Origin of the sequence: Variovorax sp. Sphag1AA (assembly GCF_014192575.1) — a bacterium.
GTDB lineage: Bacteria > Pseudomonadota > Gammaproteobacteria > Burkholderiales > Burkholderiaceae_C > Variovorax.
In genome coordinates, this window is sequence record NZ_JACHYC010000001.1 from 805,621 (window position 1) to 819,566 (window position 13,946).

The 13,946-nt window shown below is 65.9% G+C and carries 12 protein-coding genes; 6 read left to right on the forward strand and 6 right to left on the reverse strand.

Features of this window, described 5'->3' with window-relative positions; all coding sequences use genetic code 11:
* Positions 1 to 18: 18 nt before the first annotated feature.
* Positions 19 to 2,394 carry a Tex family protein gene (locus tag FHW64_RS03995; RefSeq protein ID WP_184523265.1) on the reverse strand — a complete coding sequence of 792 codons (2,376 nt, stop codon included), beginning with the start codon at positions 2,392 to 2,394 and terminating at the stop codon, positions 19 to 21.
* Positions 2,395 to 2,553: 159 nt separating this feature from the next.
* On the opposite strand from FHW64_RS03995, the gene FHW64_RS04000 reads away from it, so the two are divergent.
* The 6 genes from FHW64_RS04000 to FHW64_RS04025 all read left to right on the forward strand — a co-directional run bounded on the left by FHW64_RS04000 (position 2,554) and on the right by FHW64_RS04025 (position 7,560).
* The gene (locus tag FHW64_RS04000; RefSeq protein ID WP_184523267.1) at positions 2,554 to 3,051 is read left to right on the forward strand and encodes a hypothetical protein; all 498 of its coding nucleotides are present in this window, start codon (positions 2,554 to 2,556) and stop codon (positions 3,049 to 3,051) included.
* A 57-nt stretch (positions 3,052 to 3,108) separates the two neighbouring features.
* A complete protein-coding gene (locus tag FHW64_RS04005) occupies positions 3,109 to 3,678 on the forward strand; it encodes a DUF2239 family protein (protein WP_184523270.1) in 570 nt (189 codons plus the stop codon).
* A 137-nt stretch (positions 3,679 to 3,815) separates the two neighbouring features.
* A complete protein-coding gene (locus tag FHW64_RS04010; RefSeq protein ID WP_221210209.1) occupies positions 3,816 to 5,171 on the forward strand; it encodes an MATE family efflux transporter in 1,356 nt (451 codons plus the stop codon).
* Between the two features lie 2 nt (positions 5,172 to 5,173).
* Positions 5,174 to 5,833, forward strand: a complete 660-nt coding sequence (locus FHW64_RS04015) for a glutathione S-transferase (RefSeq protein WP_184523272.1) — start codon at positions 5,174 to 5,176, stop codon at positions 5,831 to 5,833.
* A 99-nt stretch (positions 5,834 to 5,932) separates the two neighbouring features.
* Positions 5,933 to 6,289: a hypothetical protein gene (locus FHW64_RS04020; RefSeq protein ID WP_184523274.1), complete on the forward strand. Its 357-nt coding sequence runs from the start codon at positions 5,933 to 5,935 to the stop codon at positions 6,287 to 6,289.
* Positions 6,290 to 6,420: 131 nt separating this feature from the next.
* Positions 6,421 to 7,560 carry a YihY/virulence factor BrkB family protein gene (locus FHW64_RS04025; RefSeq protein ID WP_184523276.1) on the forward strand — a complete coding sequence of 380 codons (1,140 nt, stop codon included), beginning with the start codon at positions 6,421 to 6,423 and terminating at the stop codon, positions 7,558 to 7,560.
* A gap of 7 nt (positions 7,561 to 7,567) precedes the next feature.
* On the opposite strand, the gene FHW64_RS04030 is transcribed toward FHW64_RS04025, so the two are convergent.
* The 5 genes from FHW64_RS04030 to FHW64_RS04050 form a co-directional block, all read right to left on the reverse strand.
* Positions 7,568 to 8,794: a hypothetical protein gene (locus tag FHW64_RS04030; protein ID WP_221210161.1), complete on the reverse strand. Its 1,227-nt coding sequence runs from the start codon at positions 8,792 to 8,794 to the stop codon at positions 7,568 to 7,570.
* Positions 8,791 to 10,281, reverse strand: coding sequence for a peroxidase (locus FHW64_RS04035; RefSeq protein ID WP_184523278.1), 1,491 nt, complete (start codon positions 10,279 to 10,281; stop codon positions 8,791 to 8,793). Before FHW64_RS04035 ends, FHW64_RS04030 begins: the two co-directional genes overlap by 4 nt.
* Positions 10,278 to 11,573, reverse strand: coding sequence for a hypothetical protein (locus FHW64_RS04040; RefSeq protein ID WP_184523280.1), 1,296 nt, complete (start codon positions 11,571 to 11,573; stop codon positions 10,278 to 10,280). Before FHW64_RS04040 ends, FHW64_RS04035 begins: the two co-directional genes overlap by 4 nt.
* Positions 11,574 to 11,580: 7 nt before the next feature.
* Positions 11,581 to 12,012, reverse strand: coding sequence for a hypothetical protein (locus FHW64_RS04045; RefSeq protein WP_184523282.1), 432 nt, complete (start codon positions 12,010 to 12,012; stop codon positions 11,581 to 11,583).
* Between the two features lie 61 nt (positions 12,013 to 12,073).
* Positions 12,074 to 13,945 (reverse strand): GMC family oxidoreductase, encoded by a 1,872-nt coding sequence (locus tag FHW64_RS04050; protein ID WP_184523284.1) that lies wholly within the window; start codon positions 13,943 to 13,945, stop codon positions 12,074 to 12,076.
* Between the last annotated feature and the right edge of the window lies 1 nt (position 13,946).

Sequence of the window (13,946 nt, forward strand, 5' to 3'; positions counted from 1 at the left end):
TGCCCGCCACCGCCCCAGCTACTTGCGCAAGCCTTGCAGCTTCGCGAACGCATTGGCCATCTGGCCGGACGGCTGTGGCGAGTTGTCGCGGCGCGAGCCCTGCTGGTAGCCGCGCCCTGCCCCTTCGAAGCGGTTCTCGCGAGGACCATCGCGGCGCGAAGGTGCGGCGTCGAGCTTCATCGAGAGGCCGATGCGCTTGCGCGCCACGTCGACTTCCATCACCTTGACCTTGACGATGTCGCCGGTCTTCACGACCTCGCGCGCATCGTTGACGAACTTGTGCGAAAGCTGGCTCACGTGCACGAGACCGTCCTGGTGCACGCCGAGGTCGACGAACGCGCCGAACTGCGCCACGTTGCTCACCGTGCCTTCGAGCACCATGCCTTCGACGAGGTCGGTGATGTCTTCGACGCCGTCGTTGAAGCGTGCGACCTTGAAGTCCGGGCGCGGATCGCGGCCGGGCTTCTCGAGTTCGCCGAGGATGTCCTTGACAGTGATAACGCCGAACTTCTCGTTCGCGAACAGCTCGGGCTTCAGCGTCTTGAGCATGTCCGCCCGGCCCATCAACTCGTTGACCGGCTTGCCGGTCTTCTCGATCATCTGCTCGACGACCGGATAAGTTTCGGGATGCACGCCCGTCATGTCCAGCGGATTGGCGCCGCCGCGAATGCGCAGGAAGCCCGCGCTTTGTTCGAAGGTCTTCGCGCCGAAGCCGGTCACGTCCAGCAACTGCTGCCGGCTCGCGAAGGCGCCATTGGATTCACGCCAACGCACCACCGCCTTGGCCACGCTCGATGAGAGTCCCGAGACGCGCGACAGCAGCGGCACGCTCGCGGTGTTGAGGTCGACGCCGACCGAGTTCACGCAATCCTCGACCACCGCGCTCAGCGTGCGGGCGAGTTCGCTCTGGTTCACGTCGTGCTGGTACTGACCCACGCCGATCGACTTGGGGTCGATCTTCACGAGTTCGGCCAGTGGGTCCTGCAGTCGCCGCGCAATGCTCGCCGCTCCGCGCAGGCTCACGTCCACGTCCGGCATTTCCTGTGCCGCGAATTCGCTGGCGGAGTAGACCGAGGCGCCGGCCTCGCTGACCACGACCTTCTCGATCGCATGCGACTCGGCGCCCGCCTGCGCGCTCATCTTCGCAAGCAACTTGATGAGGTCGGCAGCCAGCTTGTCGGTCTCGCGGCTCGCGGTGCCGTTGCCGATGGCGATCAGGTTCACGCTGTGCTTCGCGCAGAGCTTGCCGAGCGTGTGCAGCGAACCTTCCCAGTCCTTGCGCGGCTCGTGCGGGAAGACGGTCGCCGTCTCGACCAGCTTGCCCGTGGCATCGACCACCGCGACCTTCACGCCGGTGCGGATGCCCGGATCGAGGCCCATCACCACGCGCTGGCCGGCCGGTGCGGCGAGCAGCAGATCGCGCAGGTTGTCCGCGAAGACCTTGATCGCGACCTTCTCGGCGTCTTCGCGCAGGCGAGTGAACAGGTCGCGCTCGGTGGAAAGCGCGAGCTTCACGCGCCATGTCCAGGCTACGCACTTGCGCAGCAGATCGTCTGCGGCGCGCCCCGAATGGCTCCAGCCCAGGTGCAGCGCGATCTTTCCTTCGGCGATCGAAGGCTTGCCCGGTTCGGGCTCGACCGGCAGCGCCAGCTTGGCGTCGAGGATCTCCTGCGCTCGGCCACGGAACACCGCCAGCGCGCGATGCGAAGGCACGCGGCCAATCGGCTCGTCGTAGTCGAAGTAGTCGCGGAACTTGGCGACTTCGGCGTTGTTCTCGTCCTTGCCCGTCATCAGGCTCGACTTGAACAGGCCTTCGCTCCACAGCCACTCACGAAGGCTCTGCACGAGCACGGCATCTTCGGCCCAGCGCTCGGAAAGGATGTCGCGCACGCCGTCGAGGACAGCCGGCACGGTCGAGAAATCGGGGCCCGGCTTCCCGTCGTCCAGCGTGGTGGCTGGCTGCAGGAAGGCCTTGGCTTCCACCGCAGGATCGAGCGTCGGGTCGGCAACCAGCTTGTCGGCCAGCGGCTCGATGCCAAACTCGCGCGCGATCTGGCCCTTGGTGCGGCGCTTCTGCTTGAACGGCAGGTACAGATCCTCGACCTCCTGCTTCGTCGGCGCGCCTTCGATTGCGGCGCGCAGCTCGGGCGTGAGCTTGCCTTGTTCGTCGATGCTCTTGATCACCGCGGCGCGGCGGTCCTCGAGCTCGCGCAGGTACGCGAGGCGCGCTTCGAGTTCACGCAGCTGGGTGTCGTCGAGGCCGTTGGTGGCCTCCTTGCGGTAGCGGGCAATGAAGGGCACGGTGGCGCCCCCGTCGAGCAGCTCGACGGCGGCCTTCACCTGGTGCTCGCCGACCTTGATCTCGGCGGCGAGCTGGCGAATGATTTTCTGCATGCTGGAAGGACGTCCCTGAGTCCGGCGCCCGGATCAGGCGCATTGCGAGATAAAGCGAAGCGCGGAAGTTTGCCATAGGCACGGAGGTCCTCCAGGGTGATGACTTCGCATTACTTCGTGTAGCGAGTCGTCACCGCGCACGCCCCACAATCGTCGGCAATGGGCTTCCTGAAGAAACTGCTGCGCGTGCTCGCCGCGATCGTGATCGTGCCGGTGCTTTTGTTCGAGGAATGGGGCTGGGAACCGCTCGCCCGGCTCGTCGCGCAGCTCGCCCGCCTCCCGCTCTGGGCGCGCATCGAACAGGCCCTGCGCAACCTGTCGCCGTGGGGCGCGGTGCTCGCCTTTTTCGCGCCGATGGTGCTGCTGTTTCCGATCAAGCTCATCGGCTTGCTGCTGCTCGCAGAGGGCCATGCGAAAAGTGCGGTGATGTTGCTGCTCGCCGCCAAGCTGGCAGGCACGGCGATCCTTGCGCGGCTTTTTCAGCTCGTCGAGCCGGCGCTGATGCGCATCCCGGCGTTCGCGCGCTGGTATCCACGCTGGAAGGCCTGGAAGGACAAGGTGATGCTCATGGTCCGGGAAAGCCTGCCCTGGCGCATCGGTCGCGGCATCAGCAACAGCGTGCGTCGATCGTGGCGCAGCTTCAGGCGCGCACGCTGATCTTTTTTACCCGGGTAGATTGCGTTTCTATTTTTGCCCGGGTATTATTCGCGCCCCATGTCTTCCTCCCCCGAATCCAATTTGACGGCGTTCGCCGGTTTCCAACGCATCGCGTCCGGTCCGCGCGCGAAGGTCATTGCCCAGGTGCGCAAGCAATGCGCGCGCTCCGGGCAGGCGCAGCCCTTCGTGTTCGACGACAGCACCGGCGAGCGGCTGGACATCGATCTTCGCGAAGACGCTCCGGCGCCTGCCGCTGCACCTGACGAACCCTCCACACGCGGCGTCGGCCGGCCCAAGCTGGGCGTGGTCGCGCGCGAGGTCACGCTGCTGCCGCGCCACTGGGAGTGGCTGGCCCGTCAGCCGGGCGGCGCATCGGTCGCGCTGCGGCGGCTGATCGACGAGGCGCGCCACGTGCACGCCGACCGCGATGCACAACGCGCCGCGCGCGAAGCCACCTACCGCTTCATGACCGTCATGGCCGGCGATCTGTCCGGTTTCGAGGAAGCGGCGCGCGCGCTCTTTGCCGGGGATCGCGCGCGTTTCGACGAACACATCTCCACCTGGCCCGAAGACGTACAGGCGCATTTGCACAAGCTGGCCACGGCGGCCTGGAGTGCCGCCGCATGAGCCATCCAATGCAGACACAAACCGCCCCTCACCCCATCGATCCGGAAGACATCCAGCACGCCGGCGAGATCACCGCGCCACCGGCATCGGTGGCCGATCCTGTGCCGCCCCCGGTCGCTTCGCACGCCAATCCGCGCATGGCTGCCATGGCCACGCGGCCGCTGTGGAAGACCTTCCTGATCTTCCTGGCGCCGATGCTGCTCAGCAACATCCTGCAGTCCTTGTCGGGCACGCTCAACAACGTGTTCCTCGGGCAGATGATCGGCGTTGGCGCGCTGGCGGCGGTGTCGGGCTTCTTTCCGGTGATGTTCTTCTTCATCGCGTTCACCATCGGGCTCGGTGCCGGCGCTTCGGTGCTCATCGGGCAGGCCTGGGGCGCGCGCGAGCCGGACAAGGCGCGCGCCGTTGCCGGCACCACGCTGACGGTCGGCGTCCTCTTCGGTCTGTGCGTGGCCCTGTTCGGCGGTGCGTTCACCGAGCCGATGCTGCGCATGCTCGGCACGCCGCACGACATCTTGGCCGATGCCACGAGCTACGCACGGATCATCCTGATCGCGATGCCGGGACTCTTCGTCTTCCTGCTCTCTACGGCCATGCTTCGCGGCGTAGGCGACACGGTGACGCCGCTCTACACGCTGATGATCTCGACGCTGATGGGCCTCGTCATCACGCCGACGCTGATCCGTGGCTGGTTCGGCCTGCCGAAGATGGGCGTGGCGAGCGGCGCGTGCGCGACCGTCATCTCGTTCGTCGTGGCGACGACCTGGCTGGCGTTCCACCTGCGGCGCAAGAAGAGCCCGCTCGCGCCCGATGCAGACTTCGTGCGGCATCTGCGGGTGCGCCCGGCGCTGCTCAAATCCGTGCTCAAGGTGGGTGTGCCGACCGGCGTGCAGATGATCGTGGTGTCGCTCGCCGAACTCGCGCTGCTTTCGTTCGTGAACACCTATGGGTCGGACGCGACGGCAGCCTACGGCGCGGTGAACCAGGTGGTCGCCTACGTGCAGTTCCCGGCGATCTCGATCGCGATCACCGCGTCGATCCTCGGCGCACAAGCCATCGGCGCAGGCCGCACCAACCGCCTCGGCGCGATCACGCGCACCGCGCTGATGATGAACCTCGTGCTCACCGGCGCGCTGGTGGTGCTGGGCTACCTCTTCTCGCGGCCGCTGATGGGCTTCTTCATCACCAGCGACCCGGTCATCGATGTGGCGCAAACGCTGCTGCACATCATGCTGTGGAGCACCGTGATCTTCGGCATGGGCTCGGCGCTGTCGGGGATCATGCGCGCCAGCGGCTCGGTGCTGGTGCCGACCAGCATCTCGATCTTCTGCATCGCGTTGATCGAAGTGCCGGTGGCCTGGTGGATGAGCCGCCGCTTCGGCCTCAACGGCATCTGGGTCGCGTATCCGGTGGCTTTCACGGCCATGCTGACGTTGCAGGCCTGCTATTACCGCTTCGTCTGGCGCAACAAGACCATCAGCCGGTTGATCTGACGATGCCGCAAGCGCTGCCGGTGCTGTATTCGTTCCGCCGCTGTCCTTACGCGATGCGGGCCCGGATGGCGATCGCGGCGAGCGGCGTGCGGTGCGAATTGCGCGAGGTCGTGCTGCGCGACAAGCCCGCCGAACTGCTCGCCGCATCGCCCAAAGGCACGGTGCCGGTGCTGGTCGACACGCAAGGCGTGGTGATCGACCAGAGCCTGGACATCATGCTGTGGGCGCTTCGCCGCCATGATCCCGACGGCTGGCTGCACCCGTCACAGGGAACGCTAGCGGACATGCTGGCACTCGTCGCCGAATGCGATGGCGCGTTCAAGCGGCATCTGGATGGCTACAAGTACCCCGACCGGCAGCCCGAAGCCGAACGCGATGCAGCCAGCCACCGCGCGGAAGGCGCCACTTTCCTGAAGGCGCTCGATACGCGCCTGCAGTCGTCGCGTTGTCTGTTCGGCGACAACCCCGCCCTCGCGGACATCGCGATTGCGCCCTTCGTCCGCCAGTTCGCGCAGGTCGATCCGGATTGGTTCGGCGCCCAGCCGTGGCCGTGCCTGCACGAATGGCTCTCGGCCCGCCTGAATGCGCCGGTCTTCGCGCGGGTCATGGACAAGCACCCGCAGTGGCGCGCCGGAAGCCCGGGAATCAGCTTCCCCGCATAGGTCGGCCGGATTCGAGGGCCGCCCCTAAATAACCGGCTCTTACACTTTTTCGTGACAACCCGCCTACAACTTGCCGCCAGGCCGCCGATAGGCAGAGCCATGGACACGTCAGATTCAAGTCAGTCGCCGGGGGTGCTGCCCCAGCTCCCCCGAGAAAGCATCCTGCAGGACGACGGGGAGCACATCCTCGTCTCGACAAAGGGCGTGGAAGGCTCAAGGAGCGACGGCATTCTGCTTCGCCGCTGCGCTTTTTCGCTTACGACGCCGCTGGGCTGCGAATTCCTCGGCCAATACCGGCACCTGTCGGACGGCCTCTGGCATGCCACGATGCGCAGCAAACGCCGCGAAGACGGCAAGCTCGACCCGCCGCAGGTGGGCATCTACTCGACGGAACTGGATGCGATGGTCAACCTGTGGGCCAACCGCCGGTCGTTCGATCTCGGCAATCGGGCCTGATCCGGGAGCGACCCGGCACCGTCGAATTCTTCGCCGCGGCGGACAGCATTTCCGCCTACTCGATCTCGCAAGATCCAGCCATGGGAGCGGCAGGCGGCGCCGCTAACCTACATGGGCCGGAAGTCGCCGCCATGTCGCTGAAGCATCTTTTCGATCTCTGCCGCAATGCAGTCACCGCATGGGTCGACGACTACGCGCCGAGCATGGGCGCCGCCATCTCCTACTACACGATCTTCTCGCTGGCACCGCTGCTGGTCATCGTGATCGCGGTCGCCGGCGCGGTGTTCGGGCGCGAAGCGGCGCAGCAGCAGATAGTTGCCCAGATCGCCGGACTGGTCGGTCGCGACGGCGCCATTGCGGTTGAAGCGCTACTGCGGAGCGCATCCGACACCGACCGCGGAATCGTCGCCGGCACGATCAGCGCTGTCGTGTTGCTGGCTGGCGCCACGAGCGTGTTCGCGGAACTGCAAAGTGCGCTCGACCGTATCTGGCATGTGCCCGACAAGCAGAAGCCGTCCGGGATCTGGTCGGTGCTTCGCGCACGCGTGCTGTCCTTCGGGCTCGTGCTGGGCCTCGCCTTTCTGCTGGTGGTCTCGCTCATGATCAGCGCCGGCCTGGCCGCGTTCGACGCCTGGTTCGGACGCCTCATGCCGGGCTGGGAGGCGCTGCTGCAAGGCCTCAACGAAGTGTTCTCCGTCGGCATCTTCACCCTGCTCTTCGCGATGATCTTCAAGCTGATGCCGACCGCGCGCATCCGATGGGGCGATGTGTGGGTTGGCGCGCTGGTGACGGCGCTGCTCTTCGAGCTCGGCAAGTTCGGCATCAGCCTGTACCTCGGCAAGAGCGGCTTCATGCAGTCATTCGCCGCGGCGGGCTCGCTGGTGGTGCTCGTCGCGTGGGTCTACTACGCCGCGCAGATCTTTCTGCTCGGCGCGGAGTTCACGAAGGTCTACGCGGACGAGCACGGGTCGCTCGTGGGTGCGAAGGCGCAGGCGGACACGAAGCTCGCCGCCAAAGTGGCGGAGAACGGCCCCGGCGTCGCGCTGACCGCGCTCTCCTCCGCGCAGGACACCGCGGCCGATGCCCGCTCGCTCGCAGATACCGCGCATGCCAGGCGAGAGATCGAGAAGCGGATCGAGCGCACGTCCAACGCGCTGGTTCAACAGATCATCATCCTCACCGTTGTCGCGACAGCGAACGTGCTGGTCGAGACATGGCGGAAGCATCTGCAAAAGACGCATCGCCGCGCCGCGCATCGCACGCGGCACTGAGGGTGGGCTACTCGAACACCTCGTCTCCAGTCGGCTCGAAATGCGGCACCGCGTTCATGTTGTGGCGCAGCGTCGACAGCGCCCAGTACATCCGCTTCCTCGCGCGGCTCTGGTTGCCGAGCGGGCGATGCTCGGCGATGGTGTGCCAGGGGTTGTACGAAAGCCGCTTCGCAAATTCCATTTGTGCAGGTGAATCGAACTTCTGCCGCGGCAGGCGCAGCGTCGCAACGCTGATGCGCGGTGAGAGCTTCTCAGGCCACAAGACGCCCGCGTTCTCGATGGGCATGAGGTGCGAGTCGGTCTGCATCTGCACGCGGAAGTCGAGCTCCACATCACCTTGCGCCAGCGAAGCGACCATGGCGTTGCGCAGGTAGTCATCCGGCGGACGGAACGGCAGCCGCGGGATCGGCGTGCGCTTGTTCGTCTTCGGCCAGACCGAGTACTGCATCGCCTGCCCGTCGCCCATCAGGTAGGGCACGCAACTGAAATACGGTGCCTCGAACGGGCTGCTCTGGGTCTTGATGAAGAGCGACTGCATCACCAGGTCGAGGATGTGCGATTCGCGCAGGTTCACGAAGTAGAAGATCTGCGCGTTCTTCACGCTCTCGATCTGCAGCGCCGCATTGCAACGCGCATCGGGGGTCACGAAGGTCGGCGTGGAGACCGCAAACATGTCGAGCGTGTGCTTCTCCTCGTCCATCAGCTTGTCGCCGGGCACGCCCATGAGCTTGATGCTGATGCTCATGAAGCCTACGTCGTCGATGTCTGGCGTGATGTAGGGCCCCGGCCCCGAGAACCGCACCCACGCACGAAAGGTCTGCGGCTTCGCATAGATGCCGACCTTCATGTGCGCCGGGATGTCGTCGTGCACGATGAACTCGCCGCGCACGATGCCCTGCGTCTTGGTGTTGCCGCCGCGCTCGAAGCCGCCGGGCTTCCACAGGTCGGTCATCTGGCGTGTGAAGCTCTTGACGATCGAATCGGTAAAGCTTTCTTCATCGGGCAGCAGTCTCTCTTCGGCAATGCCGAGCCCTTCGTTCTGGCGCCGGCTGTTGATCAGCCCGGTGGTGAAGCGCGCCAGCGGATCACGCAGGAAGGCGTCGAAGGCGGGCCGGAACAATGGATCGAAGCGGCGCTCCAGCCGGATGAAAGCCATGCCGGCATCGCTGACGGCATTGCGCCACAGCGAGCCGGTGTTGGCACGCGGTGTCGGGCGGCTGGCGTTCGAATTCATGACTCTCCCTTCGCGATGTAGCGCAGCGCACGAAGACCGGGCAGGAAGAAGTACGCACCGCCGAGCACCGTGATGAACTGCGGCAGGCCACAGACGCGCTGAGCGGGCCCGTCGGCCACCGGCATCGAGAAGCAGTCGGTTGCGGTGCCATCGGCGCGCGGGAGATGGTTGCCGATGAGCGGATCGCTTTCGTTCTGCGACCCATCGAAGCGGATGCCCGCGAGCCATGCCGACTGCACGAACTCGAACTGCCGCGCGATGTTGGCACCGAGGCAGATGAAGTGCAGGCCAGTGCCCTCTTGCGGCGTCTGTCCCGCGAGCGCATCCGGCAGCGAAACGCCGGGGCCGTATTCCCGTCCGCGCCGCAGCAGCCGATGAAAGCGCGTCGAGGCCACGAGGTCGTCCGCGAGCGCTTCGGCATCGAAACCCAGCGTGCGTTTGGCCCACGAGATGAAACCCGAAGGTCCCGCTGGCAGATCGGCATTGCGCGGATTGCTGCGGCGGATGTGCGCACCGATCGGGCAGCGCACTCCTGCATGGTCATCGCGGTAGGTGAAGGTGTTGCGCGGATCGTCTTCGCCGTCGATGGCTTCATTGGTGCGACCGATCAGCGGCTCGCCTTCCATCGTGCGACCGACCATCGCTTCGGCGAGCCGCTGTCGGGCCACCGGATCGCCTTGCACCTGCGCGTCGATGAAGCGCCAGAAACCCGATACGTCCTGTTCGAGCTGCCGCAGGACGAGGTAGCTGCCGTTGCGGCCGAAGTCGGCCTTCTCCGGGGCATCCTCGGCGGAAGACAGCAGCGCATCCGGGTCGCGTTGCGCGTCGAGCAGCGGCCGGTCCGTGTACTCGCCGTATTCGTTCGGATAGCCGAGCAGGTACTCGCCGAGGCAGGAGAGATTGGTGTAGTCCTCGCGCTCCGCGTCACGCGCCACGCGCTCGCGCTGCCAGTCGATGGTGGGCTCGGAGATGCCGTCCACGAAGCCGAAGGGCTCGATGCCATCCATGTCCGACGTCATGAGACAGCCGAGTTGCTCCAGACCTTGCTCCGCGCCTGCCATCGCTTCGATGCCCCACGCCTCCAGGCCTCCGGGTTCCGCGTAGAGCATCACGATCAGGTGCGGGATCTCGTCGGGCGTTCCACCCCACTGCCAGTGGGCAGGATCGCTCGGACCGATGTCGCCGAGGCGCCGCGCACGCGCGGGGTCGCTCGTCATGCCGACGATGAATTCGGTCGAAAAGCCTTCGATGATGTCCTCGGCCACGCCGAGCGCGCGCAGACCATGGCTCGTGAATGCAATCTGCAGTGCTTTCGTGGGCGGCGGCTCCTGCGTCATTGCGCTGGTGACGCGCGCATTTGAGAGCCACGCGCGCGCGGCGTCGACATCCGTCACGCGCAGCAGGAGGAAGACCGCCTGCGTCATGCGCTTGTAGCCGAAGCGCACGATGCCCTGGATGTCCTCGTAGTCGACCGGTCGGGCGCTCATAGCAGCCTCAGCCAAGCGAGCGCCTGTTCGTCGCTCATCGATGCCATCTCGAAGCCCTCGCGGATGCGCTGGTTGCGATTGAGGTCCGTGAGCGTGAGGCCGGGGTAGGCCTTGTACCAGACCTGCGTCGGCAACTGGTGGCGCCGCTGGTAGTACTTAAAGCGCAGTTCATGGCGCGCACCGCCCTTGATCAGCCAGTCCGTGCGCGGCCAGCCGAAGCCGTTACTGAAGATCAGGTTCAGGCCCCACGCGGCCTTGTTGATGAAGTCATCCATGTAGCTCTCATGGCTGCCGTCATAGTTGCTCGCGAACAGCACGCGCGCCTTGTCGTCGATGAAGACCCAGCGCGCGAAATGAATCGTCTGCACACGAGCCAGATGGCCTCGCCCGAAGACGTGGCGGGCCGCGTAGTCGATGAGCAGCAGCAGGAGTTGCGTCAATCGACGGCGGAACCATCCGGGCTTGACCGGCCCGAGCGCGGTGAAGCTGTTGGTGAGGTCGTGGTCCTCCAGCTGCTGCATCTCCCGCACGGCAGCCCGATCGGGGCGCGGGCAGAACTCTGGGTCGCTCTTTTCGTGGCGGCGCAGCATCACGATCGTGAACGGGGTCACGACGATGATCAGCGGCAACAGGATCAGCCCGATCAAGGGAATGCCGATCGCATGAATGCAATTGCGTAGCTGCCAGTCGAAGGGCGTGCGCTCCGTCGATGTAAGCAGCAGGCGGCCTTCGAGCTGCTCCTGCTGCACGTAGTCCATCAGTGCGTGCCGCGCGGCCTGCGGGTCGTCGGCAGCAGCGCCGTCACGCGGCACCTGCGCAGCGAGCGCCTGTTGAAGCGCGCTGTTCTCCCGGATCTGCTTGACGGTGCGTCCGATCCAGTTCACATAGCCCGCCGACGTCGGTGTCTGGCGGGCAGTCATCCACGCGAGCAGGTCGCCACTCGCATCGAAGCCTGCGCAGTGCGCGAAGATGCGCCGCAGGCCGTCTCCCGCCTTGTCGGCGAACTCCGCGAGTTGCGCCTCTGCCGGCCCGTCGCACTCGCCGAGGAATGCCAGGTAGACGGGCACCTGCGGCCTCGGCAGATCGAAGACCTCGAAGTCGGAACCCGTGGTGTCGACGAGAACCGCGAAGCGCGCGAAGTGCAGGCGCTCGAACGCTCCGAAGGGCACGAGCGCGTTCGCGGGGTCGGCCATGCCCGGCAGCAGGTTCATCGTGTCCAGCAGCTCGCGCAGCGCGGACTCCCGGTCCGGCACGATGGCTGCCACCACCATGAAGTGCGATTGAGGCGTCACCGCATCATCAGAACTTGAGGCAGAAGTCGATCAGCCGCTCCTTGCCCCAATACACCTTGCCCAGGTAGAAGTTGGGCGAGATCAGCCGGATCTCGTCGCGAATCCAGTGTGCGACCAGCGAGGTGGCGGAGTAGTCGAGCACGATGCACTCCTTGCCGTCGAGCCAGCTCTCGCCCTTGCCGACCTTAGCGACGATGGCCTCGACGCCGAAAGGCGTGACCTTGTTCTTCAGCACACCGTTCGCGGCATCGAACACTTTCCCCTGCCAACCGAAGTAGTTGATGATCTTCGCGATCGATTCGGAATAGTGCGTGCCGGGCGCGATGATCGCGGTGCCGTCGGCTTCCCCATTGGGAATGTCGCCGGCCGGGCTTTCGCGGAACAGGTCGTCGAGTTGCTGCTGCGACATGCCCAGCAATTGCTGCACGTCATATGCCATACGCCTTCTCCTCGGGGAATGCCCCCCTGTTCACAAAGTGTCTGCCGATCGATGGGGGTCGTCAATTTGCCGAAAGACGTGTGCGACCCGCCTCCTGCAAGAGCACGTCGGCCGCCTTCTCCGCAATCATGTAGACCGCCGCAACGATAAAGAAGCCGGGGATGCGCGGGAACACCGATGCATCGACCACGCGCAACCGCTTCACGCCATGCACCCTGAAGGTGCTGTCCAGCACACCGCCCTCTTCTTCCGCGCCAATGGGGCACGAGCACGAGGCGTGATGGCCCCATGCGGTGTCGCGCACGTAGGCGGCCAGCGCGTCGTCGCTCTGTGCATCGGCGCCGGGCGCGATCTCTTCGGCGATCCATCCGCTCTTGATCAGCGGCGCGGTCATGCGGCGCACGAATCGGATCGCCTCGATCACTGCCTGCAGGTCCTCGCCGGCTTCGTCGTCGTGCTTGTCGAAGTAGTGGAAGTCGATCGCGGGCATGTCGCGCGGATCGGCCGTGCGCAGGCGCACGGTGCCCGCGCGGTTGCGCGTGTGCGCCTTGAGCACGGCCCAGGTGAGGTGGTCGTGGTACTTGCTGATCCACTTCGAGAAGCCGTCGAAATAGCCTTCGAAGCGCGCCAGCAGCGCCATGCAGAAGAGGTCTGGTGCCTGCCCGTCGCGCGATGCGGCCTGCGATCGCTGCACGACACCAAGCGCTGCGCCGTTCGATGCATACATGCCGGATTCGCCGTCGTTCCAGTGCCGCCACAGCGTGTCGTCACGATCGAAGCGCGCCCCCTCGAGTACCTCCCACGGCGCGCGCATGCGATGGGTAACCGCCACTTCGTAGCGGTCCTGCAGGTTGCGCCCGACGCCTGGAAGATCGACACGCACCGGGATGCCGAGTTCGGCCAGATGGTCCGCCGGGCCAATGCCCGAGAGCATCAGCAGTTGCGGCGTGTTGAACGCGCCGCCGCACAGGATGACCTCACGCTGCGCACGGACCTCATGCAGTTCGCCGTTCGACGTGCTCGGCTCCGCATGCGCGCGGTAGAGCCTTTCGCCCTTGCGGTACTCGACACCGGACACGCCGCCATCCGAATCGAACAGCAGCCGCGTCGCAAGCGCGCCGAGTTCGATGTGCAGGCGATCCGCGTGCCGCCGGGCCACATCGAGCAGGCGTTCCCTCACGCCTACGCGCCGGTGATCGGATGTCGCGAGCGGTGTGTAGCAGATGCCCTCGAAGACCTTGCCGGTTGCACGCCGGGCGTTGGGGTCACCCATGCCGCCGCGCAACCAGCGCAGCGTGCTGAGCAGAGGCGTGGGCAGGTTGCTCGTGAAAGTCCGTGCGGTGTCGCGCAGCACGCGCACCAGGCCGTCGTCGCCAAGGACGGTCATCGGGATGGCCTTTTCGGTGCGCAACCAGCCATGCCATCCGTGCCCCGTCGGATCGAGACCAAGGTGACGCAACGCACGCCAGACCGGCCGGTGCCGGCAGTCCTCCACCCGCTGCGCATAGCGTCGCATGTGGGTCGCACGCCAGGAGAGGTCTCCGGTGATCTGGGCGATGTGGTCCCAATCCGAGGCATGCGGCAGCATGAAGATCATCGCGTTGTGCGCCGTGCAGCCACCCAGCCCCGCAGCACGCGGATAGAACACCCCTTGGCCCGGCGCGTACTTCCAGTCCCTGGCCTGCTGTGCTTCGTCGGCGTAGTGGCGTACATGGAAGCTCCAGCTCATCGCCGGGTTCTCGCACGCGAAGGCATGGAATGCGGGGACGTCGTAGTCGTCCGGCAGGCGGCTGGCGCCCATGCGCGGATCGCCACCCGCCTCGATGAGGAACACGTGCATGCCCGCCTCGGCGAGGCGCGCCGCCAGCGTGCCGCCGCCCGCCCCCGATCCGACGATGACGTAGTCCCACTCGGTCGGGTCGGGTCCGTGCATG

Excerpts from the sequence above, each read along its gene's own strand:
- FHW64_RS03995 (WP_184523265.1), bottom strand. The coding sequence starts at position 2,394 with ATGCAGAAAATCATTCGCCAGCTCGCCGCCGAGATCAAGGTCGGCGAG.
- FHW64_RS04000 (WP_184523267.1), top strand. The coding sequence starts at position 2,554 with ATGGGCTTCCTGAAGAAACTGCTGCGCGTGCTCGCCGCGATCGTGATC.
- FHW64_RS04005 (WP_184523270.1), top strand. The coding sequence starts at position 3,109 with ATGTCTTCCTCCCCCGAATCCAATTTGACGGCGTTCGCCGGTTTCCAA.
- FHW64_RS04010 (WP_221210209.1), top strand. The coding sequence starts at position 3,816 with ATGGCTGCCATGGCCACGCGGCCGCTGTGGAAGACCTTCCTGATCTTC.
- FHW64_RS04015 (WP_184523272.1), top strand. The coding sequence starts at position 5,174 with ATGCCGCAAGCGCTGCCGGTGCTGTATTCGTTCCGCCGCTGTCCTTAC.
- FHW64_RS04020 (WP_184523274.1), top strand. The coding sequence starts at position 5,933 with ATGGACACGTCAGATTCAAGTCAGTCGCCGGGGGTGCTGCCCCAGCTC.
- FHW64_RS04025 (WP_184523276.1), top strand. The coding sequence starts at position 6,421 with ATGTCGCTGAAGCATCTTTTCGATCTCTGCCGCAATGCAGTCACCGCA.
- FHW64_RS04030 (WP_221210161.1), bottom strand. The coding sequence starts at position 8,794 with ATGAATTCGAACGCCAGCCGCCCGACACCGCGTGCCAACACCGGCTCG.
- FHW64_RS04035 (WP_184523278.1), bottom strand. The coding sequence starts at position 10,281 with ATGAGCGCCCGACCGGTCGACTACGAGGACATCCAGGGCATCGTGCGC.
- FHW64_RS04045 (WP_184523282.1), bottom strand. The coding sequence starts at position 12,012 with ATGGCATATGACGTGCAGCAATTGCTGGGCATGTCGCAGCAGCAACTC.
- FHW64_RS04050 (WP_184523284.1), bottom strand. The coding sequence starts at position 13,945 with ATGCACGGACCCGACCCGACCGAGTGGGACTACGTCATCGTCGGATCG.